Source organism: Pseudomonas sp. NY15372 (genome assembly GCF_048068215.1).
Lineage (GTDB): Bacteria > Pseudomonadota > Gammaproteobacteria > Pseudomonadales > Pseudomonadaceae > Aquipseudomonas > Aquipseudomonas guariconensis_A.
On sequence record NZ_JBLUPY010000008.1, the window covers coordinates 1 to 26,021 of the forward strand.

Annotated in this window: 18 protein-coding genes; 5 read left to right on the forward strand and 13 right to left on the reverse strand. The window is 66.0% G+C overall.

Translation table 11 applies throughout. The annotated features are described in order from the left end of the window. The first annotated feature begins 238 nt into the window (after positions 1-238). From ACNFG0_RS08475 to ACNFG0_RS08485, 3 genes are all read left to right on the forward strand, one after another. A complete protein-coding gene (locus ACNFG0_RS08475) occupies positions 239-526 on the forward strand; it encodes a DUF5629 family protein (RefSeq protein WP_416764457.1) in 288 nt (95 codons plus the stop codon). A 4-nt stretch (positions 527-530) separates the two neighbouring features. Continuing rightward, positions 531-1,622: a lactonase family protein gene (locus ACNFG0_RS08480; RefSeq protein WP_416764545.1), complete on the forward strand. Its 1,092-nt coding sequence runs from the start codon at positions 531-533 to the stop codon at positions 1,620-1,622. Between the two features lie 152 nt (positions 1,623-1,774). Continuing rightward, complete coding sequence (locus tag ACNFG0_RS08485; RefSeq protein ID WP_416764458.1) at positions 1,775-2,932, forward strand: hypothetical protein; 1,158 nt, start codon at positions 1,775-1,777, stop codon at positions 2,930-2,932. Positions 2,933-2,985: 53 nt separating this feature from the next. Here the strand turns inward: ACNFG0_RS08485 and ACNFG0_RS08490 are convergent, their stop codons facing one another. From ACNFG0_RS08490 to ACNFG0_RS08530, 9 genes are read right to left on the reverse strand one after another with little or no spacing between them, the layout of a single operon-like run. Next, on the reverse strand, positions 2,986-3,579 hold the full coding sequence (locus ACNFG0_RS08490; protein ID WP_416764459.1) for a glutathione S-transferase: 594 nt from the start codon (positions 3,577-3,579) through the stop codon (positions 2,986-2,988). After that, a complete protein-coding gene (locus tag ACNFG0_RS08495; protein WP_416764460.1) occupies positions 3,576-7,220 on the reverse strand; it encodes an AAA family ATPase in 3,645 nt (1,214 codons plus the stop codon). Before ACNFG0_RS08495 ends, ACNFG0_RS08490 begins: the two co-directional genes overlap by 4 nt. After that, positions 7,217-8,455 carry an exonuclease SbcCD subunit D C-terminal domain-containing protein gene (locus ACNFG0_RS08500; protein ID WP_416764461.1) on the reverse strand — a complete coding sequence of 413 codons (1,239 nt, stop codon included), beginning with the start codon at positions 8,453-8,455 and terminating at the stop codon, positions 7,217-7,219. Before ACNFG0_RS08500 ends, ACNFG0_RS08495 begins: the two co-directional genes overlap by 4 nt. Before the next feature lie 51 nt (positions 8,456-8,506). Next, on the reverse strand, positions 8,507-10,132 hold the full coding sequence (locus tag ACNFG0_RS08505; RefSeq protein WP_196146033.1) for a BatD family protein: 1,626 nt from the start codon (positions 10,130-10,132) through the stop codon (positions 8,507-8,509). Further along, positions 10,129-11,847, reverse strand: a complete 1,719-nt coding sequence (locus ACNFG0_RS08510; RefSeq protein ID WP_416764462.1) for a tetratricopeptide repeat protein — start codon at positions 11,845-11,847, stop codon at positions 10,129-10,131. Before ACNFG0_RS08510 ends, ACNFG0_RS08505 begins: the two co-directional genes overlap by 4 nt. Continuing rightward, complete coding sequence (locus ACNFG0_RS08515; RefSeq protein ID WP_196154649.1) at positions 11,844-12,920, reverse strand: vWA domain-containing protein; 1,077 nt, start codon at positions 12,918-12,920, stop codon at positions 11,844-11,846. The genes ACNFG0_RS08510 and ACNFG0_RS08515 overlap by 4 nt, the downstream gene beginning before the upstream one ends. Further along, a complete protein-coding gene (locus ACNFG0_RS08520) occupies positions 12,913-13,407 on the reverse strand; it encodes a DUF4381 domain-containing protein (RefSeq protein WP_196146036.1) in 495 nt (164 codons plus the stop codon). The genes ACNFG0_RS08515 and ACNFG0_RS08520 overlap by 8 nt, the downstream gene beginning before the upstream one ends. After that, on the reverse strand, positions 13,404-14,348 hold the full coding sequence (locus ACNFG0_RS08525; RefSeq protein ID WP_196146037.1) for a DUF58 domain-containing protein: 945 nt from the start codon (positions 14,346-14,348) through the stop codon (positions 13,404-13,406). Before ACNFG0_RS08525 ends, ACNFG0_RS08520 begins: the two co-directional genes overlap by 4 nt. A 4-nt stretch (positions 14,349-14,352) precedes the next feature. Further along, positions 14,353-15,312, reverse strand: coding sequence for an AAA family ATPase (locus ACNFG0_RS08530; RefSeq protein WP_196146038.1), 960 nt, complete (start codon positions 15,310-15,312; stop codon positions 14,353-14,355). Positions 15,313-15,530: 218 nt separating this feature from the next. Between ACNFG0_RS08530 and ACNFG0_RS08535 the strand changes: the two genes are divergently transcribed. Further along, the gene (locus ACNFG0_RS08535) at positions 15,531-16,853 is read left to right on the forward strand and encodes a T6SS phospholipase effector Tle1-like catalytic domain-containing protein (protein WP_416764463.1); all 1,323 of its coding nucleotides are present in this window, start codon (positions 15,531-15,533) and stop codon (positions 16,851-16,853) included. A gap of 95 nt (positions 16,854-16,948) precedes the next feature. Here the strand turns inward: ACNFG0_RS08535 and ACNFG0_RS08540 are convergent, their stop codons facing one another. From ACNFG0_RS08540 to ACNFG0_RS08555, 4 genes are all read right to left on the reverse strand, one after another. Then, entirely contained in the window at positions 16,949-18,277 is a 1,329-nt protein-coding gene (locus ACNFG0_RS08540) for an MFS transporter (RefSeq protein WP_196146040.1), read from the reverse strand. 42 nt (positions 18,278-18,319) lie between these two features. Continuing rightward, positions 18,320-19,513, reverse strand: a complete 1,194-nt coding sequence (lhgO, locus tag ACNFG0_RS08545; protein WP_416764464.1) for an L-2-hydroxyglutarate oxidase — start codon at positions 19,511-19,513, stop codon at positions 18,320-18,322. A gap of 103 nt (positions 19,514-19,616) precedes the next feature. Next, on the reverse strand, positions 19,617-20,327 hold the full coding sequence (locus ACNFG0_RS08550) for a FadR/GntR family transcriptional regulator (protein ID WP_196146042.1): 711 nt from the start codon (positions 20,325-20,327) through the stop codon (positions 19,617-19,619). Between the two features lie 79 nt (positions 20,328-20,406). Then, positions 20,407-20,760, reverse strand: coding sequence for a hypothetical protein (locus tag ACNFG0_RS08555; RefSeq protein ID WP_196146043.1), 354 nt, complete (start codon positions 20,758-20,760; stop codon positions 20,407-20,409). Between the two features lie 336 nt (positions 20,761-21,096). Here ACNFG0_RS08555 and ACNFG0_RS08560 point away from each other — a divergent pair, with 336 nt between their 5' ends. Then, complete coding sequence (locus ACNFG0_RS08560) at positions 21,097-25,962, forward strand: NAD-glutamate dehydrogenase (protein WP_416764465.1); 4,866 nt, start codon at positions 21,097-21,099, stop codon at positions 25,960-25,962. Positions 25,963-26,021 lie beyond the last annotated feature (59 nt).

Genomic DNA, 26,021 nt, shown 5'->3' on the forward strand with positions numbered 1-26,021 from the left:
GGCTTTGGGTAAAGGGTTGTCTTCATCGCCGGCTTGCCGGCTCCCACAGGGTGTGGTTGGCGCTGCACCAGTGGGAGCCGGCTTGCCCACAACCATAGAATCTCCCACAGGTTTCGCTGTTTGTGGCCCAATCGGCGGGCTACAGGTTTCGCTCCTTGTGGGAGCCGGCTTGCCGGCGATTGGGCTGCACAGCAGCCCCGGGGTTATACTGGCGCCCCACTTTCTACCTGGTGTTCCAATGTCATCCCTCGCCACCGCCCTCGCAGCCTGCGACATGCTGCTGATCGACGGGCTCCACGCCTTCGACTTCACCTACGACGACACCGGCCTTTCGATCGAATGCATGGACGGCCGCCAGCTGCGCCGCTGGCGCTTCACCCCCGAACAAGTGGCCGCCGCCGTCGCCGAGGGCGACCAGTGGCGGCTCGATGATGCCGATGGCGAGCATCGGCTAGTCTGTATGGATGCCCTGCGTGCTTCGGAAGATGACGACGATGAAGATCTGGAAGAGCCTGCTGGCCGCTAGTCTCATGGGCCTGACATTGAACGGCCATGCCGCGGTATTGCTGGTTGGTAGCTACACCGACGGTGCCAGCCAAGGCATCTATCGCTACGGCTTCGACAGCGACAGCGGCCAGGTCGATGCCACGCCGCTGCAGGTGGTCAAGAGTGTCAGCCCGTCCTGGCTGGTGCTGTCCGCCGACCAGCGCCTGCTGTTCGCGGTCAATGAAACGCCCCAGGGCCATGTGAGCAGCTTTTCGCTCAATGCCAAGGGTGACATCAAGCCGCTCAACCAGGTGGCCAGCCGTGGCGACGAACCGACTCACGCCACCCTCAGCCATGACCAGCGCTACCTGTTCGTCGCCAACTATGCGGTCGCGCCGGTGCCCGGCGGCAGCCTAGTGGCGCTCCCGGTGGCGCGCGATGGCAAGCTGAAGGAGGTGGTGCAGCAGCTGCGTCACACGCCGAGCAAGGTCAACCCTGAACGCCAGGCCGGGGCCCATGTGCATTCGGTGGTGTTCTCGCCCGAGGGCCGTCACCTCTACGCCAGCGACCTGGGCGCCGACAAGGTCTTCATCTATCGCTACGACGGGGCCAGCCCCGAGCATCCGCTGAGCCCGGCGATTCCGGCGTCTGTCAGCCTGCCTCCAGGCAGCGGCCCGCGTCACCTGCTGTTCGATGCCAAGGGCCGGCACGCTTACCTCACCCTGGAGATGAGCGCCGAAGTGGTGATGTTCGATGTGCAGGACGGCAACCTGATGGAACGCCAGCGCCTGCCCCTGACCGAGCGCCAGGAGGCTGCAGCCAAGGCGGCCGGTGGGCTGCACCTGTCGGCCGACGGGCGCTTCCTGTATGTCAGCAACCGCGGCACCAGCAACGAGATCGTGGCCTATGCCGTGGGCAAGGAGGATGGCCAACTGACCCTGTTGCAGCGCCGCTCCGTCGAGGGCGACCACCCGCGGGAGTTCAGCCTCGACCCCAGCGGCAAGTTCCTCTTGGTGGCCAACCAGAAGAGCAACCAGGTCGTGGTCCTGCGCCGCGACCCGCGTAGCGGCAAGCTGGGCGAAACCGTGCAGAAACTGGCCCAGGACGCGCCATCGGACCTGAAGTTTCTCGAGTGACACGCTTGCCTATGATGTAAGACTTTTCCCAGATTTTTTGGGAAGCGTCTTGTTAGTCAGTGTGGCCAAAATTCCGCAAGCTTTCCCTTTGCAAAGACAGAGTCTTCGAGGGGAAACGTATGAGGAATCACCCACTTCATTGGGCAGTGCTGTTGGCGTTGATGTTGTCGGTCGTAGGGCAGGCCTTTGCGGCGGAGGTCACGATCTATGCCAAGTACCGGAATGGGAAACTACGGATAGAGTCGAGCGCCCCTGCCAGGTATTGCAAGTACTGGCCCGCACAATGCGATATCGAGAAGAACTCCAGGCAGGGTATCGGCACGGTGGATATTCCTATCACCTACCAGACCGATGTGTATAGCAGAGAGACGGAGCCCAGAAGGAGCTTCTACACCCGGCTTCCGGATTTTAGATATATTGATTTCAACGATCCGGGAGGCCAGCGAGGTAGGTTCTTCATCCTGGGCTTGGGGATGCAGGGCGAGTGGTATGACCCCGGTATAGCGTTAAACAGGCACGCGGTCGAGCGTCTGGGTCGCGATGGGGCAGGAACGTGTACCGTTTATAGAACCGCTAAGCACGTTGTCATGAATGCGCTGTGGGTGACTACAGTAAATAGGGGAGATTGCTGGAGCAGAATGCATGCGGGTCCCAACGAAACGTACACGTATGGCATGCAACTGACAGGTTTTCCCTTCCGCATGGAGATTCCTGGGCTCCAGACAATGCCGCCAGGGGTCTATAGGGATCGCCTCATCTACCGCTTCGATAGCGCCGATCGCAGGGAATTCGATCTTGGGAGCAGATGGGGCAACATGCTGGATCGTACGCTCGTCGTGAACATAGAATTGACTGTGCACGCCGACATGCATGTGCAGTTCCCTCCCGGCTCCGACAGGGCGGTGCTCGAACCGACAGGCGGCTGGGGGCGATGGACTGGCCGCCTGCCCCCGTTACTGGCGCGGGACTTGCCGTTTCGAATCAGTGCGGGAGGGCCGTTCTTGGTCGGTGTGCGGTGTGAATCCGCCGGCGCGTTTGGTTGCATTCTCGGTGGTTCCCAGGGGCTCCGGGACAAGGCAATCACCAAGGTTTCATTGACTGTGCCAGGGGCCACCTGGCAGGGCAGGCCGGTAGCGGACATCGAGCTGCCGACAAATGCCGCAGGGGGGCTTTCACGTCGGTTCGAGGTGCCACGCGCGATCGTCAATGGAGCAGCCAAATTGCATTTCAAGCTTGAAGACCTGAGCGCAATGCAGCCTGGGTATAAGTACCAAAGCCCGGTCACCGTTGTATTCGACGCTACGTTATAGCCCCTTGAAGTCTGTGGTGTGCAGCGCAATCCAAGCAAGTGCCTCTCCCTTGCTCAGCGCGCCATGACGGCCTTGAACAGCGCTGACTCCAGCCACCCCTGCAACCAGCTGCGCACCCGCGGATAAGGCGCCTCGGCGAACCATTGTGGTTCGACCCCGGCAAACTGACGCACCAAGGGGAGCAGGGCGGCGTCGGCCAGGCTCGGGTGCTCGGCCAGCAGGAACGGGCGGCCGTCGAGCAGCCCCTCGAGCTCGGCCAGCCAAGGTTCGGCCTGCTGGCGGTAATGTTCACGCGAGTGCTCGGGGTAGCGTTCAGCGTACTTGTACAGGTTCACCTGGGCCTTGAACTCGCGGTCGTTACGCGCGATCAAGGCCTCGGCCTGTTGCGCGCCGCTCGGGTCGGCCAGCAGGCGCCAGTCCTGTGGGTCGTTCTGCTCCAGGGCCCAGCGCATGATGTCCAGGCTTTCCTCCAGGACCCCGGCGCCGGTATCGAGCACCGGCACCGTGCCCTTGGGCGACAAGGCCAGCAACTCGGCCGGCTTGTTCTTCATCGCCACTTCGCGGATCTCCACCGGGCAGCCTGCATAGCGCAAGGCCAGGCGCGCACGCATGGCCCAGGGGCAGCGACGGAACGAGTAGAGAATCACCCGCACACCTCCACGTCACTCAAGCCATTGCCCTGGCGACGCACCTGGATCTGCACCGGGATGCGCTCGTGCATTTCCTGCACGTGGGAAATCACCGCCACCTTGCGCCCTTGGGCCTGCAACCCGTCGAGGGCATCCATGGCCAGTTGCAGCGATTCGGGGTCCAGGCTGCCGAAGCCCTCGTCGATGAACAGCGATTCGATGCGCAGGGTGCTCGAGGCCATGGATGCCAGGCCCAGAGCGAGGGCCAGGGACACCAGGAAGGTCTCGCCGCCAGAGAGCGAGTGCACCGAACGCAGTTCGTCGCCCATTTCGGTGTCCAGCACCAGCAGGCCCAGGGCACTGCCGCCTCGCTTGAGGCGGTAGCGCTTGGCCAGCTGGCGCAGCTGGCTGTTGGCATGATGCAGCAGCAGGTCGAGGTTGTAGCCCTGGGCGATCTTGCGGAACACATCGCCGGAGGCCGAGCCGATCAGCGCGTTCAGGCGTGCCCAGCGTTGCCATTGTTGGTAGGCCTGCTCGATCTGTTCGGCCAAGGCCTGGTGGGCCTGCTGGCGGCGCTGGTCGTCGGCCTGCCGCGCGCGCAACTCGGCGCACTGCTGTTCTTGCACGGCCAACTGCTGCCCGATTTCGGTGAGGGCCTGATGCAGGGCTTCGGCAGACAGATCGCCCTGGCCTTGGTCGGCATGTTGTTGCAGGCGTTGTTCGCGCTCCTGCAGCAGCACGCGACTTTGCTCGATGGCCTTTTCCGCGCTTTGCAGGCGCTGGCGCAGTTCGCCGAGCTGGGCATCGTCGATGGCCAGCAGGCGCTCCAGGCCTGTGTCGTCCAGCTCCGGATGTTCGCTGCGCCATTGGCCGATCTGGCCCTGCAACTGCTGGCATTCCTGCTCCAGCGCCTGTTGCCGCTGGCTGTTGGCCTTGAGTTCGCCGGCTAGCTGTACGCCTTGGGTGTGCAGCGCCTGGAGGCGCTGGGCCGTTTCGGCTTCGGCCACCCGGGCTTGTTCCAGCTGGGTGTCCATGTGCTGTTGCCAGGCTTCGGCACTGGCCTGTTCGCCGAGCAGTTCGCTCAAGCTCGCCAGGGCCTGCTGGCGCTGTTCATCCAGCGTGGCGAGCCTGTGCTTGAGCTGCTGTTGGGCCGCCAGGCGGGCGTGTTGCTGGTCGCGCAGCTTGTCCAGCTGCACCTGGCGGGCCTGTTGCTCCTGCTGTTCGTCCTGGCGTTGCTCGAGCTGCTGGCGACGCTGGGCGATCTGCTGGTCGAGACCGAGGAACGCCGTGGCCGGGTCGTCGCGCAGGGCTTGGAGGATATCCTCGGGCAGTACGTTGGCCAGGTCGTTCAAGCCCTGTTCCAGTTGCTGCTCATCGGAGGCCAGGGCCTGGTGCTGCTGCTCGAGGTGACGCTGGGCCTGTTGCTGGGCCTCGCTTGCCGCCTGCAACTGCTGGGTAAGGCGGGCGGCATCCTTTTGCAGGGCGAGCAGGGCAGCCTGGCGTTTCTCGTCGCGATCGATCTCTTCACCCAGGCGGCGCAGCTGACCGTCGAGCCAGGTGCGGCGGGCGCTGTCGTCCTGCGGGGCGAGGGCCGGCCACAGAGCGTGGGCCTGAAGCTGTTCGCTGAGCGGTTGCAGCTGTTCGCCCAGGTGTACCTGCTGTTGCTGGAAGTCCTTGAGCTGGGCATTGACCACGCCCAGCTCGGTCCGCAGCTCCACCAGGCGGGTGTTGAGGCGCTCGACCTGCGCACGGGCCGCGTCCTCTTCGGCCTGGTCATGGCGGCCGAGGCTCTGCAGCAGGGCGTCGGGCTGGTGGAATGGGTGCTCGGCGCTTCCGCAGACCGGGCAAGGTTCACCAGCGCGCAATTGCCCGCGCAGCTCTTCCACGCTGCTGGTGCGCGCCAGGCGCTGGCGTTCCAGCAATTGGCGGGTCAGGGCCAGTGCCTGGTCGGCGGTTTCCAGTTCGGCCTTGGCCGCGGTGCCTTCGCCGATGAGGCGCTGGCGCTGCTGCATGGCCTGCTGCTGGCGCTCGCGCAGGGCCGTGACGTGCTGGCGCAGTTCCAATTCGCGGCCCTGTAGGCGCGAAAGCTCTTCGACCGCGCGTTGCTGCTTGCGATTGTCCTGGAGCATGGCGCCCAGCAGGTCGATCTGCTCGGCCAGCGCCTGGGGTTCGGCCCCGGCTTCGCGGAACAGCAGTTCGAAGGCGTCGCGTTGGCTTTGCAGCTGGGCGTTGGCCTGGCTGGCCTGGGCCTGCAGGCCGGGCAGCTCCTCACGGCCCTTGGTCAGGCGTGCACCGATCTGCATCACTTGCTTGAGCTGCGGCAGGTAGGCCTGCCAGGCGCTAGCCAGGCCAGCCAGGTGCTCGCTGTCGGCCAGCGCCGTGTCGATCTGCGCCAGTTGTTGCTGGCTGCGCTGCTGGTGTTCCTCGAGCTGCTGTACCTGCTGCTGGCCGTCGGCGACGTCCTGGTCAGCCTGCTGGGCGGCGCTGCGTTGGTTGGCCAGCTCCTGGTCGAGACGGGCCAGGCTGTCCTGGGCGGCGAAGGCCTGGCGCAGGCGGGGGGCGTTTTCGCTGTGCTGGGCCTGGCTGTGGGTCAGGGCCTGGCGCGCCGCCTCCAGCGCTTGCTCCAGCTCGCCGGTACGTACCTGCAAGTCGGCCTGCTGGCGCTGTTGATCGGCGAGCTCCGCGGCCAGGGGCGCCAGTTGTGCGGCCAGTACCTGCTGGCGGTGGAACTGGTGGCGCTGCGGGGCCAGGCGTTCCAGGCGTTGCAGGTCCAGGCGCTGCTCGGCCAGCTGTTCCCAGCCTAGCTCGGCCGCCTGCAAGGCAGCCTGGGCTTCGGCGTGCTGGGCCTGCAGCTTGCCCTGTTCATCGAGCCAGGCGCGCTGCTGTTCCAGTTGGCGCTGGCGCGCCTGGTCGGCCTTGAACCGCTGTTGGGCCTGCTCCAGCTGCTGGTCGAGCTCGGCGCGGGCCTCGGCGGCCATCGGCAACAGGTGCTCGGCCTGCTTCTTCAGGTCGTTGTGCGCTTCGCCTGCCTCACGGGCCTTGCTGAAGGCACGTTGGCCCAGGCGGGTGTAGATCGCCGTGTTGGTGAGTTTTTCCAGCAGCTCGCTGCGGTCCTTGTCGTCTGCCTTGAGGAAGGCGCCGAACTCGCTCTGGGCCAGCATCACCGCGCGGGTGAACTGCTCGAAGTTCAGGCCCAGGCGCGCCTCGACCAACTGCTTGTATTCGTTCTTGCCACTACCCAGCAGCTGTTCGGCGTCCAGGTCGTACAGACTCTGGCGGCTGAGCTGCAATTTGCCGTTGGCTTTTTCACGGGCGCGGTTGGCTTCCCAGCGGGCGCGGTAGCGGTGCCCGTCGATGCCCACGAAGTCCACCTCGGCATAGGCGCTGCCAGTGCCGCGACGCAGCAGGTTACGCGGGTCGTAGGTGGCAATCTCGCCATCGGCGTCGGGCACCTTGGCCTCCCGGCCGATGTCGTTGAGCCGCGGCACGGTGCCGAACAGCGCCAGGCACAGGGCATCGAGCAAGGTGCTCTTGCCGGCGCCGGTGGGCCCAGTGATGGCGAACAGGCCAGCACTGGCCAGGGGCTCAGCGGTGAAGTCGATGTCGATCGGGCCGGCCAGGGAGGCCAGGTTCTTCAGGCGAATGGCAAGGATCTTCATGGCTGCACCTCCTCCAGCTGCACGTCCTGCAGGAGCAGGGCGAAGTCGGCCAGGGCCTGTTCGTCGACGGGGCTGCCATAGGCTTGCTCCCAGGCGCGGCTGAACAGGTCCTGCGGGGTCATCTGGGACAGCTCGACAAACGCCCGTTCGTCCTCGTCCTGGCTGCCACTGCCGGCGTACTCGGCACTGATGCGCACCAGGCGTACGGCCTTGCCCTCCAGGGCGCCTTCGATCTGCTGGCGCAGGTCTGGCTGCGGCTCGTCCAGGCGCACCCGCACCTCCAGCCAGGGCTGGCGGTTGGGGTCTTCCAGAAGATCGACCACCGGCAGGTCGGCCAATTGCTGCAGCAGCTCGCCCAGCGGCGCCGGGCCGATGCGTTGCAGGGCCACGGCGCGTGGCACCGGGCGTGCCTCGACGCTGACCAGCTCGGCGCCTTCGAGCTCCACTTCCAGCACCTGGTGCGGGTAGTTGATCTCGGCAAACGACAACGGGATCGGCGAGCCACTGTAGCGGATGCGTTCCTCACGGTTGACCCGCTGCGGCTTGTGCAGGTGGCCCAGGGCGACGTAGCTGATGGCCTTGTCGAACAAGCGCGCCGGCAAGGCCTCGGCGTTGCCGATGACCAGGCTGCGCTCGGAGTCCTCGGATACCGCGCCGCCAGCCATGTGCGCATGGCTGATGGCGACCAGGGCCTGGTCCTTCTTGCGCTTGGCCTGGGCGGCTTCGATCAGTTGCTGGTGCACCTGGGTGATGCCTTGCAGGTAGTCATCACCCAGCTGCGGCCCGGTGACTTCCGCCGGGCGCAGGAAGGGCAGGGCCAGGCACCAGGCGCAGACCTTGCCGCGTGCGTTGGTCAGCGGGATCAACAGCCGCTCGGCATCCAGCTGACCTTCATCGAGCCAGTGCACCCGCCCCAGGGCGTGGGTACGCAGGCGCCGCATCAACGCCGCCGGCAGCTCGATGCGTGAGCCGGAGTCGTGGTTGCCGGCGATCATCACGATGTCGAGCTTGGGCTGTTGTTCGTGGGCCTGGACGATGAAGTCGTAGAGCCGCTCCTGGGCTTTGACCGGCGGGTTGACCGTATCGAAGATATCGCCGGCGATCAGCAGCGCATCGGGCTGGCGCAGACGCAACTGACCGAGCAGCCAATCGAGGAAGCAGGCATGTTCGAAGTCGCGTTCCTGGCCGTGCAGGCTTTGGCCCAGGTGCCAGTCGGAGGTGTGAAACAGACGCATGGAGAATTCCGCAAGCATGCAGGCGTGGCGCTGGGCGCCACGCACAGGTGGTTATTTGGGGTAGAGCGGTGGCAGGCTGCCTGTCTCGCCCGACGGCAGCAGGATCTGCTCGGCCGGTGGAATGGTACCGATGGCACGCCATAGTTCGTCGCCTTGCCAATACTGGCCGCTTTCGCTGTACAAAGCGCCATTGAGGCCATCCAGCGCGTCGGACAAGGGTACGAAACGGGCGGCCATCTCGGCCAGGGTTTCCGGCTGCTGACGTGCCCAGGCATCCAGGGCCTGACGGGTGGCCTGGGGGTCGTTGGCCTGACAGGCGCGCTTGAGGTCGTCCAGCAGCGTGCGCGGGCTGGGCCCGTTCTGCGCGGCGCGCAATATGGCTGGTTGCGAGCGTGCGCGCCACCACAGGGCGAAGCCCAGCACCGTGGTGAGGGCCAGCAGCACCGTCGCCAGTTGCCAGGGCCAGAGCAGGGCGGTGCCGCTGCGGGTATCGCTGACCGGCGTTTCGCCGCTCAGGGCTGGGTTGTCCTGCACGGTCAGGGTGCGCGCCGGTAGGCTGCTATGTTCCAGGTGATCTTCGCGGGTGTTCCACCAGGTGACGTCCAAGGCCGGCAGGGCCAGGTCGCCGCTGTGGGTGGGGACCAGCGCTTCGCGTTCTTCACGGTTGGCGATCATGCCGCGTTCGTTGATTTCGTTGCGCAGCAACGGTTGGTCGGGGTAGCGGCGCAGGCCGTGTATTTCCGTGGCCGGCAGCTGGGGCAGCTGAGTGCTGGACAGGCCTTCGGCGCGCAGGGTGATGCTGCGGGTCAGGGAGTCGCCGATCTGGGTGGGCTGGCTGCTCGGTTCAGGGTTCCAGTGCTCTTCCAGGCTCAGGCTGCGGGCCGGCAGCCAGGGCTCGCTGGCCGGCCAGGCGCTGGGGACCGGCCGTACGCCAAGGTGCAGCGGCAGCGAGCTGACCTGCACCTGGCGGCCGACCCGGGGCGTGCCGGCAGGTTGTTCGCCACTGTCGGCAGCGGTGGCGGTGAAGGTCAGCGTCGGGATGTCCAGGCTGCCGCTTTGTTGCGGGTAGATCGCATAGCGGGTCTCGATCACCCCGTGGCGGACCCCATCGATCTCTTTTTCATAGGTGCGCGACTCGCCCAAGGGTTCGACCTTGGCGTTGTCCAGCTGCAGGGGGCTCAAGCTGCTGTCGTCGTACAGCGGCACCGAATGGTAGATGCGCAGCGTCAGCACGGCCTGGGCCTGGACATAGACATCCTGGCGGTCGAGGGTGGCTTCGATGAACACCTTGGCAGCGCTTTCCGGGCGGCTGGCGTCGGCCTGCAATACCTGCAGTTCGATGGCCTGGCTCTGCGAATGACCCAGTTGCAGTTCGGGAATGCGCAGGCTGCCGCTGCGCCGTGGCAGCAGGGTGATGATCCAGCGGGTGCTGGCGCGCGTCTCGCCGTCGAGCGTGTGCAGGCTGTTGAGCTGGCGCGTGCCGCGCACCTCGAAATCGCCTTCCAGGGCGCGCAGGTCGGGCTTGCCGAACTGGGTGACGTCCTGGCTTTCCAGGGTCAGTTCCAGGGTTTCGCCGGCCTGCAGGCGAGTGCGGTCGACGCTGGCCTGCAGGGTCGGTTGCGCCTGGGCCTGGAGAAGCCACAACAGGCTGAGTAGGAAGACGCCGAGGCGACTCATCGTGGGTTGTCCTGATGCAATTGCTGTTCATACCAGAATTTGCGCCGCAGCAGCTGGGCGGGGTTGTCGGGAATTTCCCGCAACCACTGTTCCAGGGCCTGGCGCTGTTCGGCATCCAGGCTGGTGGAGACCGGCCGCTGCGGCGGCTGGGTCACCCCATCGTCGTCGCCGGGCTGGTTGCCGCCCTGGGCCTGCTCGTCGCTGGCGCCTTCGCCGGGTTCCTCGGCGGCGCCCTGTTCTTCGTTGCCTGGTGTGCCCTGGGCTGGGTTGGCTGCCGAACTGCTGTTGCCTTCGGTCTCGTTGCCGGGCGTGCCTTGGGCATCGCTGTCGGCCGGTTGTTCCTCGGCCTTGGCCTGGCGTTGTTGCAACAATTGCTGGATGAGGGCCTGGTTGTCCAGTGCCGGTTGCAGGTCGGGCTGGCGTTCCAGGGCTTGCTCATAGGCATCCAGCGCGGCCTCCAGCTCGCCGGCGCGGGCCAGGGCGTTGCCCCGGTTGTAGTGGGCTGCGGCACTGCTGCCCTGGGCGAAGGCCCGGGCGGCGCCTTCGTAGTCGCCGGCCTGATACAGCGCCAGGCCGCGCCATTGTGGGTCCTGGAAGTGCCGGGCGGCATCGGCGGGGCGTTGTTGCGCCAGTAGACGCTGGCCTTGTTGGTCGGGGCGCAACCACAAGTCGTTGAATTCGAAGGCCTGGCTCGGTTGCGGCAGGGCCAGGAGCAAGGGCAGGCAGAACAACCAGCCGCGTCGGCCGGCGCAGGCTGCCAGCAACAGCAGGGGCAGAAGCAACCAGTGGCCCTGGTCGGCCCAGCTGTCCAACTGCACCGTCTGGCCGTCGTTGCGCAGGGCGCGGGGGGTGTCGAACAGGCCCAGGCCACGCAGGTCCAGGTCGTCGATGCGGGCATGGCGATAACGCCCGCCGGTGCCATTGATGAAGGCCTTGAGGCTGGCGCCGTCCAGGCGCGGCACGAGGATGCCACCCTGGTCATCCTTGAGGAATTCGCCGTTGGCCTGGCGCACGGGGGCGCCTTCGGCGCTGCCGACACCCAGCATCAGCAGGCTCGGGCCTTGGCGGCCGAGGGCCTTGAGGATGCCTGCGCGTTCCTGCTCGTTCAGGGACGAGCCGATCAGCAGCAGACGGCCCTGGCCGAGGCCGCTCTGGGCCAGTAGGGCCAGGCCTTTCTGCACGGCAAGGTCCGCGCGCTGGCCGGGTTGCGGCATGATCGACGGGTCGATGGCCTCGAGCAGGTTGCGCGTGGTGCCCAGGTCGTCGGACAGCGGCACCAGGGTATGTGCGCTGCCGGCGTATACCACCAGCGCGGTCTGGCTGTCGCGGCGGTGTTCGAGCAGGTCCTGGACCTTGCGCCGGGCCTGTTCCAGGCGGTTGGGCGGGCTGTCCTCGGCGAGCATTTGCGGAGTCAGCTCGAGCAGGATCACCAGCGGGTCGGCAGGGCGCTGGCGGGTTTCTTCAAGGCGTTGCCAGCTGGGGCCGAGCAGGGCCAGGACCACCAGCAGCCAGGCCAGGCCCAGGGCCACCCAGGGCAGCTTGCTGGCCTGGCCGTTGCCGCCGCCGAGCAGCACGGCATGGAACTGCGCCGGCAGGATCATCTGCCAACGCCCGGCACGTTTGCGCCGATGCCACAGCTTGAACAACAGCCAGCCGAGCAGCGGCACCACCAGCAGCCAGAGCGGGCGCAGCCATTGTGGCCAGAGTTCGATCATCGCCGTCTCCTCAGGCGCAGGCGCTTGAGGCGCTGGCGCCATTCCGGGTGCGGTTGCAGGAAGCGTGGCCGACGCAGCAAGCGCTGCAACAGGTTGTCCGGCCATTGCACGGCTACCACCAGCAACACGCTCAGCAGCAGCGCCAGGGCCAGTGGCCAGGCGTACAGGGCTTTGGCGGTGCGCGCCTGGGTCGGTTGCTGGGCCACCGGTTCCAGCTGGTCGAGGGCATCGCCGATGGCGTTCAGTTCGGCGCCGTTGTGGGCGCGGAAATAGGCGCCATGGGTCAGCTCGGCGATTTCCTTGAGCGAGGCTTCGTCCAGGTCCAGGCTCGGGTTCAGGCCGAGCAGGCCGGGGGTGCCGCTGGCCTCGGGGTTGGCGCCGATGCCGATGGTGTAGATGCGCACGCCTTCCTGGGCAGCCAGGCGTGCGGCGGTCAAGGGGTGGATCTGCCCGCCGTTGTTGGCGCCGTCGGTGACCAGCACCAGCACGCGGCTTTGTGCCGGGCGCTGGCGCAGGCGCTTGACCGCCAAGCCGATGGCGTCGCCGATGGCCGTATTCTTGCCGGCGATGCCGATCTGCGCCTCGAGGAGGAAGGTGCGCACCGTGCGCCGGTCGAAGGTCAGGGGCGCCTGCAGGTAGGCTTCGCTGCCGAACAGGATCAGGCCGACCCGGTCGCCTTCGCGGTCCTGGAGGAAGTCGCCGAGCAGCGCTTTTACCAAGTCCAGGCGGCTGATTTCCTCGTCCTTCCACTGCATGTCGGGAAAGTCCATGGAACCGGACACGTCCACCGCCACCAACAGGTCGCGGCCACTGGCCGCCACGGGGACGGGTTCGCCCAGCCATTGCGGGCGCGCGGCGGCCAGCAGCAGCAGCGTCCAGATGATCACGAACGGTGCCTGCTGGCGCCAGGTCGGCAGGTTCAGCCGCGCGCGTCGCCCGGCCAGGCCTTCGAGTTCATCGAGAAAGCCCACCTTGAGCACCGGCTCGCCGCTGTCGGCGGCAGGCAGCACCAGGCGCGCGAGCCAGGGCAGCGGAAATAGCAGGAAGATCCACGGCCAGGCCAGCTCAAACATGTTTGCGGATCCAGGTTTCGACTGCCTGGGCAAGCCCGGCGATGGCCTTGTCGTCGAGCTTGCACTCGGGTTTGTAGGCGCCTTCGACCAGCACCATCCAACGGGTCAGGCCGGCGGCAGGGCAGCGGTTGTCGAGAAACGCCAGCCATTGCCGGCCATTGAGGGTGTGGCTGTTGGCGCCAGGGTAGTGATTGCGGCACAGGCGCTTGAGCAGCGCGTTGATCTGCTGCAGCCAGGCGCCGGCCGGGGCGCCGTCGTACGGGCGCGGCAGGCGGGCGAGTTCGGCCAGCGCTTCCACGCGCACCGGGTCCAGGGGCAGTTCGGCGCGCACGATCGGGCGCTTGACCGGGCGCCAATGGCGCAGTCGCCATAGCCCCCAGGCGAGCAGCGGCAGCAGGGCCAGCAGCCCCCACCAGCCGGGTGCGGGCGGCCACAGACTGATGGCCGGCGGGGCGATCAGTGGTTGCAGCTGGTCCAGCGGGTTCATTGCGTACTCCCAGGCCGCTGGGCGTTGAGGTACTCGCGCAGCTGTTCGATCATTTCGCTCTGGGTACTCAGGGGCATCATCAGCACCCGCAGCTTTTGCGCCAGCAGCTCCCAACGCTCGATGCGCGCCTCGGCTTGCTGGCGGTAGGCCTGGCGCAGGTTGGCGTCGAGGGTGTCGAGTTCCAGCTGGGCGCCACGTTGGGCGAAGCGCAGCAGGCCGGCGGCTGGCAGGGCATGGTCCAGAGGGTCTGACACTGGCATCAACAGCACGTCGCAGTGGCGTGAGAGCATGCTCAGGTGCTGCTCAACGCCGGGGCTCAGGGCGCGCTCGTCGCAGATGATGATGGCCAGGCTGCCGGGGCGCAATACCTCGCGGGCGCGGCGCAGGGCCAGGGCCAGGCTGTCGGCCTGGGGCAGGGCCTCGGTGTGCAGCGCCTGGTTGACCTTGGCCAGGCGGTTGAGCAGTTGCAGCAGGCTCTGCTTGCTGCGCCGTGGCTTGATCTCGTGGTGTTCGTTATCGCCGAACACCAGGCCGCCGATGCGGTCGTTATGCCCCAGCGCAGCCCAGCCGAACAAGGCCGCCGCCTGGGCGGCCAGCACCGACTTGAACATCAGCCCCGAACCGAAGAACAGGCGCTGGCTCTGCTCGACCAGGATGAAGATCGGCCGCTCGCGTTCCTCGTGGAACAGCTTGGTATGAGGCTCCTGGGTGCGCGCGGTCACCCGCCAGTCGATGTTGCGCACATCGTCACCGGCCTGGTAGACGCGTACCTGGTCGAAGTCCACGCCGCGCCCGCGCAGTTTGGAATGGTGCAGGCCGACCAGCGGGCTGCGCTGGCCGGGCCGGGAGAACAGCTGGATCTCGCGCACGCGGTGGCGCATGTCGATCAGCTCGGCCAGGCCAATGCGGATGCCGGGTTCGGCCAGGTACGCGGTGGGCATCGGGTCAGGCGACGGCGACGACGTCGAGGATGCGCTGGACCACCCGGTCCTGGTCGATCCCCGCCGCTTCCGCCTCGAAGGACAGGATGACGCGGTGGCGTAGTACGTCGAACAGCACCGCCTGGATATCTTCAGGGCTGACGAAGTCGCGCCCCGCCAGCCAGGCATGGGCCCGCGCGCAGCGGTCCAGGGCGATCGAGCCACGGGGGCTGGCGCCGTAGGCGATCCAGTCGGCCAGCTCGGCATCGAACTTGGCCGGGGTACGGGTGGCCATGACCAACTGCACCAGGTATTCCTCTACGGCATCGGCCATGTACAGGCCGAGGATTTCCTTGCGCGCGGCGAAGATCGCCTGTTGGCTGACCCGCCGTTCCGGCTTGACCTCGCCGCCCAGGGCTTCGCCGCGGGCCTGCTGGAGGATGCGGCGTTCCACCGCGGCATCCGGGAAGCCGATCTTCACGTGCATGAGGAAGCGGTCGAGCTGGGCTTCGGGCAACGGGTAGGTGCCTTCCTGCTCGATCGGGTTCTGGGTGGCCATGACCAGGAACAGCGGCGACAGCTCGTAGGTGCTGCGCCCGACGCTGACCTGGCGCTCGGCCATGGCTTCGAGCAGCGCCGACTGGACCTTGGCCGGCGCGCGGTTGATTTCGTCGGCCAGCACCAGGTTGTGGAAGATCGGCCCTTGCTGGAACACGAAGCTGCCGGTTTCCGGGCGATAGATCTCGGTGCCGGTGATGTCGGCCGGGAGCAGGTCGGGGGTGAACTGGATGCGGTGGAACTGCGCCTCGATCCCCTCGGCCAATTCCTTGATGGCCTTGGTCTTGGCCAGGCCAGGCGCGCCTTCGACCAGCATGTGGCCGTCGGCCAGCAATACGATCAGCAGGCGTTCGACCAGCTTCTCCTGGCCAAGGATCTGGGAGGAAAGAAAGGTGCGCAGCGCGATCAGCGCCTCACGGTGTTCCATCGTCGACGGTTCCTGGAAATGGGCCGGCGATGCGTGTACCGCAGCGTCCGGGCAAGGGCTGATACTTTAATCCATCCGGGCCCATGCCGACCAATGGCGGCGTGGAAATTTCTCGGGCAGGCACAGTGCTATCGGTCTGTCTAGCCGTTGAATCTGCCGATTTTCAATGCCCTCGGTTTGCACCCTTATGTTCATTTTCGAGCACTGGGAGGGCTCCGATGGACCTACGACAGCCGAGTGGCGCGATCACCTTGCGGATCGGCGTTTTCTTCGACGGCACCGGCAATAACCACGGCAATAGCGTTGTGCCCGGTGGGGCGGTAGACGCTGGCCTGGGCAGCTACGGTAATGCGCCCAGCAATGTGGCATTGCTCCATGGCTTGTACCGGGAGGGCAGCGATGAACCGGCCCGGGTGTACTTCAAGTGCTACGTCGAGGGGATCGGCACCTGGGCAGGCCAGGGCGATTCGGTTTTTGCCCAGGCGACTGGACGGGGAAGCAGCGGTGTCCTGGCCCGCGTCGCGCAGGCCGTCCAGATGATCGCTGGGCAGATGGGCGCCTGGCTGGTCGGCCACCCGCAAGCGCAAGTCGCAGCGCTGGAGTTCGACCTGTTCGGCTTCAGCCGCGGCGCGGCAGCGGCCAGGCACCTGGCCAACGACCTGGGCAAGGGCGGCGATAGCCTACTGGCGCGGACCGGCGTGCTGGGCGAGGGGTTCGACTGGCGTGCTGGGCTGGTCATCAATTTCATCGGCCTGTTCGACACCGTGGCGGCGATCGTCGAGCCGCTCAAAGGCAATTTCAGCCCAGCCAACGACCGCTATGCCGGGCTGCAGCTGGGCTTGGCCGAAGGTGTGGCGCGCCAGGTGGTGCAATTGGTGGCGGCTGACGAGCAGCGGCACAACTTCCCGCTGGTGCGCAGCGACAACGATATCGTCGTGCCCGGCGCCCATTCGGATGTCGGCGGGGGGTACCTGGAGTGCATGACCGAGCAGGTGCTGCTCAGCAAGCCACGCTCGAACTTGGTGCCGTCGCGTACGCCTGTGGAGCAGACCCAGGCCTATACCCTGACGGCCGGGCGGCTGGCCACGGACCCCGCTCATACGTCAGCGGCTAGGCCGCACGTCTTGACCTGGGAGGCGCCGGTCGAGCGAAGCAACCCACGGGATGAGCCGTACAAGCGGGTGTACGCGGCGATATACCGCGAGCGGGAGGTACGGGGACACCTGTCGCGGGTCTACCTGCGCATCATGCGTGAACTGGCGGTGCGGGCGCGGGTGCCGTTTGCCGAACTGGATGAGCGTGCGGCGGCCTTCTGGTTGCCGCAGGAGTTGCAGGGCATCAGCGACAAGCTGCATGACTTCGCCCTGGGGCGCAGCGAAGAACCGGGGCTGACCAGGGAACAAAGGCAGTTGCTGGAGGCGCGCTATATCCATGCTTCGGCGCATTGGAATGCGCTGAAGGGGCTGCGAAACAGCGAATTGGATGTGTTGTACATCGACCGGCCGGCGGAGGGCGGGCGGGTGATGCATGGCAATCGGTGATTTACCTGAGCCGTCCCAATCGCAGGACAAGCCCGCTCCTATAGGGGGACCATTGTAGGAGCGGCCTTGTGCCGCGAAGGGGCGCGCCGCGTTGGTCAGTTCTTCGAGGACGAATGCTTGCGCCCTTGGTCCAGCAGCGCAAAGACCACCACCAGCACCCCGGAAACCGCCAGGATCAGCGCCACGCCATCGGTGGAGTGGGTCGCCGAGCCGGCCACCAGCGCCAGGCCTCCCAGCGGGGCCAGGCCGCCGGCCACGGCCGTGCCGATCTCGCGACCGGTACCGAAGCCCGATGAGCGGGTCTGGGTCGGGAACTGGCGGCTGAGGAACGACCCCTGGGGCGCGAACATCATCGGGGCGAGCAGGCCGGTGCCGATGGCGATGGCGATGTAGATCAGCGTCGGCTCACCGGTTTCCAGCAATTTCAGGAACGGGAAGGCGAACAGCGCCGACAGCAGGCCGCCGAGCATCAGCACGTGCTTGCTGCTCCAGCGGTCGCACAGCCAGCCGAAGAACGGCACGGCGAAGATCGCCACCAGGCTGGCCAGGGTCACCGACAGCGAGGTGACATGGGCTTCGACGCCCTTGAACTGGGTCAGGTAGGCCAGGGAGAAGGTCTTGAAGATGTAGCTCAGGGCGTTGTAGCCGACAGCCACGAAGAACACCACCGCCAGGCCCTTGAGGTCGTTCTTGAACAGCAGTTTGAGCGGCGAGACCTGTGGCTTGTCCTTGGCCTGGTCGAGTTCCTTGAAGTCCGGGGTCTCGGGGATACTCTTGCGTACCCACAGGCCGATGCCGACCAGGGCGATGCTGGCGATGAACGGGATGCGCCAGCCGCCGGCCAAGAGGAATTCGTTACCGTTCATGGTCAGCAGGTACACCGTCAGCGACGACAGCAGCAGGCCCAGGTTCAGCCCCAGCGCCGGCCAGGCACCCTGGCTGCCGCGCTTGCCTTCGCTGGCGTGCTCGTAGGAGGTGACCGCCGCGCCCGACAGTTCGGCGCCGGCGCCCAGGCCCTGGATGATACGGATCACCACCAGGATGATCGGTGCCCAGATGCCGATGCTGGCGTAGCTGGGGATCAGGCCGATCAACGCGGTGCACACGCCCATCATGCAGAAGGTGATCACCAGCACTTGCTTGCGGCCGAAGCGGTCGCCCAGGTAGCCGAACAGCACGCCGCCGAAGGGGCGGGCGATGAAGCCGATGGCGAAGGTGGAGAAGGCCAGCAGCGAGGCCACCGCCGGGTTGCTGGCGTCGAAGAAGATCTTCGAGAAGACGATCGCCGCCATGGTGGCGTACAGGTAGAAGTCATACCACTCCAGCATCGAGCCGAAGATGGTCGCCGCGGCCACCTTGCGCAGGCGCTTGCGTTGCTGTTCCGGGGTTTCGGGCGCGGCCGGGGCCGCCTCATATACCGACATCTGAGGTTCCTTATTGTCTTTGTAGTTGGGTGTACAGCAGGTTCAGCGGGCCTTGAGGATCCTTTCGGCGATCATCTGGCCGATGGGGATGGCCGAGGTCGCGGCCGGTGACGGGGCATTGCAGACGTGCACCATGCGCGGCGTCTCGGCGAACAGGAAGTCGTGCACCAGGGTGCCGTCGCGCATCACCGCCTGGGCGCGGATGCCGGCCTCGTAGGGCTGCAGGTCCTGCACCTGCAGCTGTGGGCAGTACTTGCGGCACTGCTCCAGGTAGCCACGCTTGAACAGTGAGTTCTTCATCTCGGTGGTACCGGACCCGAGGTTGTTCCAGAGGGTCTTCCAGAAGCCGGGGAAACGCGCATATTCGGCAACATCCCGCCAGTTCACCGAGAACTTGCGGTAGTTCTCCCGGCCCAGGCCGAGCACGGCATTGGGGCCGACGGTGACACTGCCGTCGATCATTCGCGTCAGGTGCACGCCAAGGAACGGCAGGTCTGGATCGGGGATCGGGTAGATCAGGTGGTTGACGATCTGGTTCTTGCTCGGTGGCAGGCGGTAGTACTCGCCGCGGAAGGGGATGATCTGATGGTCGATCTTCACCCCGGCCAGGCGTGCCAGGCGGTCGGACTGCAGGCCTGCGCAGGCGACCAGCTGACGGGCGCGCCAAGTCTGGCCGTCGCTGCGGACCTCGACATGGTCGCCATGCTCCTGGATCGCCCGTACCGTGGTGGCCATGCGCACTTCGCCGCCGGCCTTCTGAATGACACGGGCCATGGCGTCGCACACCTGTTTGTAGTCGACGATGCCGGTAGCATCGAGGAACAGCGCCCCCTTGCCGACGATATTGGGTTCGCGGCGCTTGAGCTCGGTGGCGTCCAGGCGCTCGACCTTCAACCCGTTCTGCCGGGAACGTTCATGCAGTGCCTGCATGCGTTGCATTTCCAGGTCGTTGGAAGCGACCAGCAGCTTGCCGCACACCTCGAAGGCGATACCGTGCTCGGTGCAGAAGTCTTTCGTGGCCTGGGCGCCGCGCTTGCACAGGTCGGCCTTGAGGCTGCCGGGAGCGTAGTAGATACCCGCATGGATCACGCCGCTGTTGTGGCCGGTCTGGTGGCGGCCGAGGCGGGTTTCCTTTTCGAGGATCAGCAAGGACGCGCCGGGGCGTTGCTCGAGCAGCGCCATGGCGGTGGCGAGGCCGACGATGCCGCCGCCGATGATGCAGTAGTCGTAGGTCATGCAGGGGTACCTTGGATTTCTTGTCAGTGGATCTGCTTATCAGGTTGTCAGACTAAGTAGGGCGTGTGAGAGGCTCGCCAGGCCAATGTGCGTGGCTCCAGTGTCAGTCGAGTTCGGGCAGGTCGATGTTCAGTCGGCGCGCCGAGGCTCGCAGGTGCGCCTCGGCGCAGGCCGCAGCCGCCAGGCGATCACCGTCTGCGATCGCCTGGTACAGCGCCTGGTGTTCGCGGTTGGCATCGGCCGAGCCGCCCACCGAAGGGGTGGCGGAGTTTTCCCAGGCGCTGCGCCGTGCGGCGGCCAGCTGGCCGCCGAGGAAATCGTGGAAGGCAACGAAGTAGTCGTTCTTGCTGGCTTCGGCGATGGCCCGGTGGAAGGCCACATCGGCGGCGGAGGCGCTGGCCAGGTCGCTGCGCTTGTCGAGCATCGCCTGCAGGGCCTGGCCCATGCGCGCCAGGTCCGCGTCGTCGCGGCGACGGGCGGCGATGGCCGCTGCCTGAGTCTCGATCCACAGGCGCATTTCGAACATCTGCACCAGGTCCGGCTTGCGCCCGTTGCTGCCGGGGAAGCGGAACACGGTGCCGCTGGGGGTTTGCGAAATGTAGGAGCCGAGCCCGCGCCGGGCGATGAGCACGCCATCGGCCTTGAGCTGCGCCACCGCCTCGCGCACGACCGAGCGGCTGACGTTCAGCTGTTCGGCCAGTTGCTGTTCGGTGGGCAGGCGCGATTCGGCGGCCAGGCGGCCGGAATCGATCTCTGCGCGGATGGCGCTGACAACCCGTTCGACCAGGGTGTCGGGGCGCTGGAGCTCTAGCATTGGAATGATTGCCTATTGATCAGGTTGTCAGACAATGCCTGTGTTGGGGTTAGGCTGTCAATGTCGCAGCGGGGCGGCTTCAGCGTTCGGAGACGAAAGTACCGGTGCCATCGAGGATGTTGCGCAAGGTCAGTTCGACCTCCTCGAGGTCGGTACCTGCAGAGGTCAGCACGATCTCCAGCTGTTCGGAGCCCTTGAGTGCATCCCGATCGCCGGCCGCCACTTCGATCAGCAGGCGCGTGGCGCTGAGCGTTACCTTCAAGCCGTCGAGCGTCGAGGGCTCGTCGTCCAGGGTCAGGTCCACGGTGTCTTCGTCCGGGTAACGGGTGAGCAGGAACATCTGGCCCTTGTCGCTGTGGCAGCACAGGGTCGCCATGTTGTCTTCCTCTTCGTCGCAGGGCGTGGCGAACAGCAGGGCGGTTTTCAATTGCATGGCAGGCTCGGGTCGAGGGTATGAAAGGGGAATTCTGACAGCCTTGCCCGCGTACATAAACGTAAAGTTACCGCCCCTTGACCGAAATTGTCGCAGCGCTGCAAGCCCTGGTGACCACTCAGTCGTTAAGCTGCCCAGTCGATGGACACCCGTAAAGCCACAGCCCGAGGCGGCAGTCGTCTTTGCAGGTGCTCATCCCTGAACGGATGGACGCGAAATGGCGTCCGACGCCTGGTTTTCACCGTCCAGTCGCCACGGGTTGGCTATCGTTGATTCGTGTACGGCGGACGCACGCGACGCTTCACCAAATAACAAAGCCCAAGCGGAGTACCACAGATGGCGTTCTTCACCGCAGCCAGCAAAGCCGACTTCCAGCATCAACTGCAAGCGGCCCTGGCGCAGCACATCAGCGAACAGGCACTGCCACAAGTGGCGCTGTTCGCCGAACAGTTCTTCGGCATCATCTCTCTGGACGAACTCACCCAGCGCAGGCTTTCCGACCTGGCCGGCTGCACGCTTTCTGCCTGGCGTATCATCGAGCGCTTCGACCCCGAGCACCCGCAGGTGCGGGTCTACAACCCCGACTACGAACGCCACGGCTGGCAGTCGACCCACACCGTGGTCGAGGTGCTGCACCACGACCTGCCGTTCCTGGTCGATTCGGTGCGCACCGAACTCAACCGCCGCGGCTATAGCATCCACACCCTGCAGACCACGGTGCTCAGCGTGCGCCGTGGGGCCAAGGGCGAACTGCTCGAGCTGCTGCCCAAGGGCACCCAGGGCGAAGGCATCCAGCATGAATCGCTGATGTACTTGGAGATCGACCGCTGTGCCAGTGCCGCCGAGCTGACCACCCTGAGCAAGGAGCTTGAGCAGGTGCTGGCCGAGGTGCGCGTGGCGGTGGCCGACTTCGAGCCGATGAAGGCCAAGGTCCGCGACCTGGTGGAGCGGGTGGAGCAGACCGCGTTCGGCCCGGCGCAACACGACAAGGCCGAGGTGAAGAGCTTCTTGTCGTGGCTGCTGGACAACCATTTCACCTTCCTCGGCTATGAAGAATTCGTGGTCGAGTCGGACGCCGCCGGCGGCCAGATGGTCTACGACGAAGGCTCGTTCCTGGGCCTGACCCGCCTGCTGCGCACCGGGCTGAGCAGCGATGACCTGCGCATCGAGGACTACGCCGTCACCTACCTGCGCGAGCCCGAGCTGCTGTCGTTCGCCAAGGCCTCGCAACCGAGCCGCGTGCACCGCCCGGCCTACCCGGACTACGTGTCGATCCGCCAGATCGACGCCGACGGCAAGGTGGTCAAGGAGTGCCGCTTCATGGGCCTGTACACCTCCTCGGTGTACGGGGAGAGCGTGCGCACCATCCCGTACATCCGTGGCAAGGTGGCCGAAGTGGAGCGCCGTTCGCACTTCGATCCCAAGGCTCACCTGGGCAAGGAGCTGGCGCAGGTACTGGAAGTGCTGCCGCGCGACGACCTGTTCCAGACCCCGATCGACGAACTCTTCACCACGGTCATGGCGATCGTGCAGATCCAGGAACGCAACAAGATCCGCGTGTTCCTGCGCAAGGACCCGTACGGCCGCTTCTGCTACTGCCTGGCCTACGTGCCGCGTGAAATCTACTCCACCGAGGTACGCCAGAAGATCCAGCAGGTGCTGATGGAGCGCCTGAAGGCCAGCGACTGCGAGTTCTGGACGTTCTTCTCCGAGTCGGTATTGGCACGGGTGCAGCTGATTCTGCGCGTCGACCCGAAGAACCGCATCGACATCGACCCGCAGCAGCTGGAAAACGAAGTGATCCAGGCGTGCCGCTCCTGGCAGGACGACTATTCGGCGCTGGTGGTGGAGAACTTCGGCGAAGCCCAGGGCACCAACATCCTGGCCGACTTCCCCAAAGGCTTCCCGGCTGGCTACCGCGAGCGTTTCGCTGCCCATTCGGCCGTGGTCGACATGCAGCATGTGCTGGCGCTGTCCGAGAGCAAGCCGCTGGCGATGAGCTTCTACCAGCCGCTGACCCAGTTGGCCGAACGCCAGCTGCACTGCAAGCTGTACCACGCCGATACGCCGCTGGCGCTGTCGGACGTGCTGCCGATCCTGGAGAACCTCGGCCTGCGCGTGCTGGGCGAGTTCCCGTATCGCTTGCGCCATGCTTCGGGCCGTGAGTTCTGGATCCACGACTTCGCCTTCACCTACAGCGAAGGCCTGGACTTGGACATCCAGCAGCTCAACGACATCCTGCAGGACGCTTTCATCCATATCGTCAAGGGCGACGCCGAGAACGACGCCTTCAACCGCCTGGTCCTGACTGCCGGCCTGCCATGGCGCGACGTGGCGCTGCTGCGCGCCTACGCCCGCTACCTCAAGCAGATCCGCCTGGGCTTCGACCTGGGCTACATCGCCAGCACCCTGAACAACCACACCGACATCGCCCGCGAGCTGACCCGGTTGTTCAAGACCCGCTTCTACCTGGCGCGCAAGCTCAGCGTCGAGGACCTGGACGACAAGCAGCAGCGCCTGGAGCAGGCGATCCTCAGTGCCCTGGACGAGGTCCAGGTGCTCAACGAAGACCGCATCCTGCGTCGCTACCTGGACCTGATCAAGGCCACCTTGCGCACCAACTTCTACCAGCCGGACGCCAACGGGCAGAACAAGCCGTACTTCAGCTTCAAGTTCAACCCCAAGCTGATTCCCGAGCTGCCCAAGCCGGTGCCCAAGTTCGAGATCTTCGTCTACTCGCCACGGGTCGAGGGCGTACACCTGCGCTTCGGCAATGTGGCCCGCGGCGGCCTGCGCTGGTCGGACCGCGAGGAAGACTTCCGCACCGAAGTGCTCGGCCTGGTCAAGGCCCAGCAGGTGAAGAACTCGGTGATCGTGCCGGTCGGCGCCAAGGGTGGCTTCCTGCCGCGTCGTCTGCCGCTGGGCGGCAGCCGTGACGAGATCCAGGCCGAAGGTATCGCCTGCTATCGCATCTTCATCTCCGGCCTGCTGGACATCACCGACAACCTCAAGGACGGCGGCGTGGTGCCCCCGGCCAATGTGGTGCGCCACGATGACGACGACCCCTACCTGGTGGTGGCGGCGGACAAGGGCACCGCGACCTTCTCCGACATCGCCAACGGCATCGCCATCGACTACGGCTTCTGGCTGGGTGATGCCTTCGCCTCGGGCGGTTCGGCCGGCTACGACCACAAGAAAATGGGCATCACTGCCCGTGGCGCCTGGGTGGGCGTGCAACGCCACTTCCGCGAGCGCGGCATCAACGTGCAGGAAGACCCGATCACCGTGGTCGGCATCGGCGACATGGCCGGCGACGTATTCGGCAACGGCCTGCTGATGTCCGACAAGCTCAAGCTGGTGGCCGCATTCAACCACCTGCACATCTTCATCGACCCCAATCCGGACCCGGCCACCAGCTTCGCCGAGCGCAAGCGCCTGTTCGAGCTGCCGCGTTCGGCCTGGAGCGACTACGACACCAGCATCATGTCCGAGGGCGGCGGGATCTTCCCGCGCAGTGCCAAGAGTATCGCCATCAGCCCGCAGATGAAGGAACGCTTCGCCATCGAGGCCGACCGCCTGACCCCGACCGAGCTGCTGCATGCCCTGCTGCAAGCACCAGTGGACCTGCTGTGGAATGGGGGTATTGGCACCTACGTCAAGGCCAGCAGCGAAAGCCACGCCGATGTCGGCGACAAGGCCAACGATGCCCTGCGGGTCAACGGCAACGAGCTGCGCTGCAAGGTGGTGGGCGAGGGCGGCAACCTGGGCATGACCCAGCTTGGCCGGGTCGAGTTCGGCCTCAACGGCGGCGCGACCAACACCGACTTCATCGACAACGCCGGCGGCGTGGACTGCTCCGACCATGAGGTCAACATCAAGATCCTGCTCAACGAAGTGGTGCAGGGCGGCGACATGACTGAGAAGCAGCGCAACCAGCTGCTGGGCAGCATGACCGACGAGGTCGCCTCGCTGGTGCTGGGCAACAACTACAAGCAAACCCAGGCCTTGTCGCTGGCAGCGCGCCGTGCCCTGGAGCGTATCGCCGAGTACAAGCGCCTGATGGCGGACCTCGAAGCCCGCGGCAAGCTGGACCGGGCCATCGAGTTCCTGCCGTCCGAGGAGCAGCTGGCCGAGCGCCTGGCCGCCGGCCAAGGCCTGACCCGCGCCGAACTGTCGGTGCTGATCTCCTACAGCAAGATCGACCTCAAGGAGCAGCTGCTCAAGTCGCTGGTGCCGGACGACGACTACCTGACCCGCGACATGGAGAACGCCTTCCCGCCGTCGCTGGTCAGCAAGTTCGCCGAGGCCATGCGCCGTCACCGCCTCAAGCGCGAGATCGTCAGCAACCAGATCGCCAACGACCTGGTCAACAACATGGGCATCACCTTCGTGCAGCGCCTGAAGGAGTCCACCGGCATGAGCCCGGCGAACGTCGCCGGTGCCTACGTGATCGTGCGTGACATCTTCCATCTGCCGCACTGGTTCCGCCAGATCGAGGCCCTGGACTACCAGGTCCCGGCCGAGATCCAGTTGACCCTGATGGACGAGCTGATGCGCCTGGGGCGTCGTGCCACCCGCTGGTTCCTGCGCAGCCGTCGCAACGAGCAGGATGCAGGCCGCGACGTGGCGCATTTCGGGCCGAAGATCGCCCAGTTGGGCCTGAAGCTCGACGAGCTGCTCGAAGGCCCGACCCGCGAGCGCTGGCAGCAGCGCTACCAGGGCTTCGTCGAGGCCGGTGTACCGGAGCTGCTGGCGCGCATGGTCGCCGGCACCACGCACCTGTACACCCTGTTGCCGATCATCGAGGCCTCGGACGTTACCGGCCACGACCCGGCCCAGGTGGCCAAGGCGTTCTTCGCCGTGGGCAGCTCGCTGGACCTGACCTGGTACCTGCAGGAAATCAGCAACCTGCCGGTGGAGAACAACTGGCAGGCCCTGGCGCGCGAGGCGTTCCGCGACGACATCGACCTGCAGCAGCGGGCGATCACCATCTCCGTGCTGCAGATGGCCGACGCGCCGGACGACATGGATGCCCGCGTGGCATTGTGGAACGAGCAGCACAAGGTGATGGTCGAGCGCTGGCGCGCCATGCTGGACGACCTGCGCAACGCCACGGGTACCGACTATGCGATGTACGCGGTGGCCAACCGCGAGCTGGTCGACCTGGCGATGAGCGGGCAGGCGGCGGTGATTCCGTCCTGAGTCAGGTGTTGAAGTGAAAAAGCCCCGGCAGCGATGCCGGGGTTTTTTTTAATCCTGTG